The 4,256-nt window shown below is 74.2% G+C and carries 5 protein-coding genes; 2 read left to right on the top strand and 3 right to left on the bottom strand.

Annotated elements, in window-relative coordinates; genetic code table 11:
• Positions 1 to 241: transposase (locus tag EAO76_RS43075; RefSeq protein WP_148837962.1), on the bottom strand; the 241-nt coding region annotated here is incomplete at its 3' end.
• 143 nt (positions 242 to 384) lie between these two features.
• Here EAO76_RS43075 and EAO76_RS43070 point away from each other — a divergent pair.
• On the top strand, positions 385 to 1,086 hold the full coding sequence (locus tag EAO76_RS43070; protein ID WP_148841653.1) for a PH domain-containing protein: 702 nt from the start codon (positions 385 to 387) through the stop codon (positions 1,084 to 1,086).
• Positions 1,087 to 1,122: 36 nt separating this feature from the next.
• On the opposite strand, the gene EAO76_RS43065 is transcribed toward EAO76_RS43070, so the two are convergent.
• Positions 1,123 to 1,791 (bottom strand): TetR/AcrR family transcriptional regulator, encoded by a 669-nt coding sequence (locus EAO76_RS43065; protein ID WP_148841652.1) that lies wholly within the window; start codon positions 1,789 to 1,791, stop codon positions 1,123 to 1,125.
• An 85-nt stretch (positions 1,792 to 1,876) separates the two neighbouring features.
• On the opposite strand from EAO76_RS43065, the gene EAO76_RS43060 reads away from it, so the two are divergent.
• Positions 1,877 to 3,586, top strand: a complete 1,710-nt coding sequence (locus EAO76_RS43060; protein ID WP_148841651.1) for a serine hydrolase — start codon at positions 1,877 to 1,879, stop codon at positions 3,584 to 3,586.
• Here the strand turns inward: EAO76_RS43060 and EAO76_RS43055 are convergent.
• The gene (locus EAO76_RS43055; protein ID WP_148841650.1) at positions 3,480 to 4,055 is read right to left on the bottom strand and encodes a hypothetical protein; all 576 of its coding nucleotides are present in this window, start codon (positions 4,053 to 4,055) and stop codon (positions 3,480 to 3,482) included. The genes EAO76_RS43060 and EAO76_RS43055 overlap by 107 nt on opposite strands.
• Positions 4,056 to 4,256 lie beyond the last annotated feature (201 nt).

Raw genomic sequence — 4,256 nt, 5'->3', positions numbered from 1 at the left:
CGGCACACAGGATCCGGTCCCACGTGCCGTCCGCCGACCAGCGCCGGTGCCGTTCATAAACGGTCTTCCAGCTGCCGAAACGCTCGGGAAGGTCCCGCCACGGTATACCCGTCCGGACCCGGAACAAGATCCCGTTGATCACTCTGCGGTGGTCGTTCCACCGTCCTCCACGCAGCCCCGACGCCGGCAAGTGCGGCTCCAGCCGGACCCACTCGGCATTCGTCAGATCGCCCCGCCCCATGCCAGACACAACGAGTCAGCAATCCGACAGTCACAAGATCCGCCGGACGCTGCCTAGGTGCGGGGCGGTGCGCGGGGCCGCGGGTGCGCGGTACGGGGCGGCCGCCCCGGCGCCGCTCGGGACCGTCAGGCAGAATCGGGCCCATGACGAGCCCCACACCGCCCGCCGAGCCGGTCTACGCCGACCGGACCTTCCGCTCGCCCGCCGGGATGGTCGGAGGCGTTCTGCTGCTCCTGCTCATCTGCTGGATCGGCGGGGACGCGCTGTTCCGGGGGAGCGGCCGGGTGCCGTGGCTGGCGCTGGCCGGGGCGCTGACGGCGGTGCCGCTGATCGTCGCGTTCACGCTGCGGCCCGTGGTGTTCGCCAACGAGCAGCGCATCCGCATCCGCAACCCGTTCCGGACGATCGCCATGCCGTGGACCGAGGTCGCCGACCTGCGGGCCGGGTATTCGAGCGAGCTGTTCACCGAGGGCGGCGCCAAGTACCAGCTGTGGGCGGTGCCGGTGTCGCTGCGGCAGCGGAAGAAGGCGGCCCGGCAGCAGTCCCGGCGCTCGCTGGACGACCCGTACGACCGTACGTCCGTGACCGCCGACGTCCGCGACACCAAGGCCCGGACGGCGACGGCCGACCAGACCATGGCGGACCTGCGGGAACTGGCGGCGCGCGCGAAGGAGGGTGCGAAGTCCGCGGGGGCGGGTGCGAAGTCCGCGACCTCCTCCGCCGCCTCGGCTGCCTCCTCGGCGGAGGGTGCGGAGTCGGCCGTGTCGGTGCGCTGGGCGTACGAGGTGATCGTGCCGGCGGTGGTGGGTGCCGTGCTGCTGGCGATCCTCCTCGCGACCGGCTGAGGCCGGATCCGGACCCGGCCGGGGCCGTCGACGCGATCAGGCGCCGGCGGCCCCGGTGTCGTTCCCGGCGGTGTACTGGCGGCACTCCCCGGTGAAGACGGTGGCCAGTTCGGCGGCGATCAGTGACGCGCACAGCTCGGCCGCGGGCACGCCGTTCACCCCGGCGGGGTCGCGGTAGACCTGCATGGCCAGCCCCTCCGTCACGGCGGCGAGGCGGACGGCCGCGGGCCACGGGTCCAGTTCCTCCTCGACCTCGCCGCACTCCTTGCCGTTGCGCACGGCCCGGGCGATGTCCTCGCGCAGTCGCCGGGCGGTCTCGACGTCGACCGCGGCGAGGGCGGGGTTGTCCAGCGCGCGCCCGGCGAACGCCCGGGTGACCCGGAACTCGGTGCGGCGCGTCTCGTCCAGCGGGACGAACTCGGTCATCGCCTCGGCCAGCACCTGTGAGATGGGCCGGCGGTGCTCGATCCCGGCCCGGATGCGCTCGTCGGCCCGCCGCCGGATGGCCGCGCTCACCTCGCCGAACGCGTGGAGCAGCATCTCGTCCTTGGTGCGGAAGTAGTGCTGCACCAGCCCGACCGACATCCCGGCCCCGGCGGCGGTACGGGCGACGGTGACGGCGTCCAACCCGCGATCCGCGATCAGCGCGCGGACGGCGACGGCGATCTGGCGGCGGCGTTCCTCGTGATCGGAAGTTCTCGGCACTTGATAACCGTATCACCGTACGGTAAAAACCATATCGCCATACGGTTATCCAGCCCGCCGCCCGGCGGGACGACGGGGGAACCCCATGCGCTTTTCCTCACGACGGGCCGCCGCGTCCACGGCCACCCAGCTGTTCTGCCTGCTCCTCCTGCTCCTGTGCGTACCGGCCGCCCCGGCCGGGGCCGCGCCCACGGGCCCCGCGGCGCCGGTCGGGGCCGAGCGCCTCGCCGCGATCGACTCCTACGTCCGGGGCCGGATGGGGGCCACCGGGGCGCCCGGGGTCTCCTACGCGGTGGTCGGCCCCGACGGGCCGGTCCACCGGCGGTCCTGGGGGAGCGACGGCCGGGGCGATCCGGTCACGGCCGACACCCCGTTCCTGTGGGGCTCGGTCGCCAAGCCGGTGACCGCGACCGCCGTGCTGACGCTCGTGCAGGACGGCCGGCTCCGCCTCGACGACCGGGTCGTCGACCATCTGCCGGACTTCCGGTTCGGCGGCCCCGGGCACGCCTCCCGGGTCACGGTCCGCCACCTGCTCGCCCAGACCGCGGGCCTGCCCGGGTCGGCCACCTTCGCGGTCGCCGACTGCTTCGACGCCGACTGCCCGCGCCCGGCGGAGCGCGTCGGCGCGCTGGACGACGTACGACCGCTCGGCCCGCCCGGCACCCGGTACGCCTACACCAGCGCCAACTACCTGGTGCTCGCCGCCGTGGTCGAGTCCGTCACCGGCCGCCCCTTCGCCGAACACCTCCGGCGGTCCGTGCTCGACCCGGCGGGCATGGACGGGGCCATCGCCGACCGGGCCTCGGCGCGGCGGCGGAACCTGGCGCCGGGGCACCAGTACCTGTGGGGCCGACCGGCCGCGATCGCCGACGGCGTGGACGACGGCGGCGCGTCCTACGGCTACCTGGGCGGCGACCTGAACGACCTCGCCGCCTTCGCCTCGCTCCAGCTCCGGCAGGGCAGGACCGCCGACGGCCGCACCGTGCTCACCCCCGAGTCCGTGCGGCTGATGCGCGAGGGGAACAGGACCGCCGACGGCGCGGGCACGGGGTACGGGCTCGGCTGGCGGGTCGGCGGGCTCGACGGCCCGCTCGACGACGCCGTCTGGCACACGGGCGGGACCCCCGGCTACTCGGCGATGCTGTTCCTGCTGCCGGAGCGGAACCTCGCCCTCGTCCTCGAACAGAACCTGTACGGACTCCTCCAGGACGAGGCCGTCATGGAGATCGGTTTCGGCGCCGCCCGCATCCTCGCCGACGGCCGGGCACCCGAGGGCGGTGCCTCCCCGTCCCTCTACCACTGGGCGGTGTGGGGAACCACCGTGCCGGCCGCGGCCCTGGTCCTCGCGGCGGGCCGCTCGGCCCTGCTCCTGCGCCGCCCGGCCGCCGCGTCGCGCCGCACCGTTTCGACCGTGCTCTGGTGCCTCGCGGGCGGGGCGCCCCTGATCGCCCTGGCCCTGGTCGCGGACCGAATGGGTCCGGGGCAGCTCGCGAACTGGGTGCCCGACGTCGCCGTCTCCCTCTGGACCGCGGTGGCCGCCGGAGCCGTGACCGCACTCCTCAGGATCGCCCTCGCGGCGCGCGGTGCCCGGGGCCGGGGCCGGGGGACGGGACCGGCGCCGGGGCCCGTTCCTCAGTCCGTCGCGGGGACGCCGGATCTCCCGATGTCCCCGCGCGGGCCGTCCGGCGTCAGCGAGCTCCGCCCCCACCCTGCCCGGCCGGGCCGCAGAACAGGGTCGTCGCGCTCTGGACGCCTGTTGAGAAACCGTTCAGGAAGTCCTGATCGGCGGCGGTGAGCCCCTGCTGCTGCCGGGCCCGGCGCCCTGCGGGACAGGCGTCCTCGCCCTCCTTGAAGCCGGCGTCGAACCCGGTCCGGAAGGGAGTCTTGCCCGTGGATTCCGGGTCAGGGTTCGGTTTCGGCGGGGTAGTGCTCAACGGGTTGTTGCAGACGGCGCTCTTCCCCGTGGCCACGTCCTGCGCGATGTAGGACGGTGCCGTGAATGTGCCCGAGATCGAGAAGCTGCCGCCCGCACCGGCGTTCGTGTCCGCGAAGCCCCGCCCGCCTTCGATGATGTGAACGGGGCCGAAGCCGGCGAACCCCGAACCCGTGAGCCGGTTGTTGGGGAACCCGGCGGTCACCTGACGGAACTGGCTGGGCAGGACCGAGGGCGAGGCATCCGCAGCCTGCGCGGATCCGCTCGGAAGCAGTGCGAACGAGGCACCGAGCGGCACCGCGAGCAGCGCGAAGAATCGCTTGTGACGCATGATCTTCTTCTCTGGCTCCGAGCAAGGTCGGACTCGGCATGACCGCCCCACCGTGAAAAGAACGTGACCACACCGCGACGGCGGCCCGGAACCCCCTGAGGGTCATCCCGTCCGGGAGCCCGCAGCCCGGCAGCCCGTATCCGGCGGGCCCGGTTCCGGTGGGCGCGGGCCGGTCCGCCGTCCCGCACGCGGGCGGCGCGG

This window comes from Streptomyces sp. sk2.1 (assembly GCF_008120935.1).
Taxonomy (GTDB): domain Bacteria; phylum Actinomycetota; class Actinomycetes; order Streptomycetales; family Streptomycetaceae; genus Streptomyces.
Note: the sequence above shows the minus strand (reverse complement) of the source record. Positions and strands in the feature narration are given on the sequence as shown.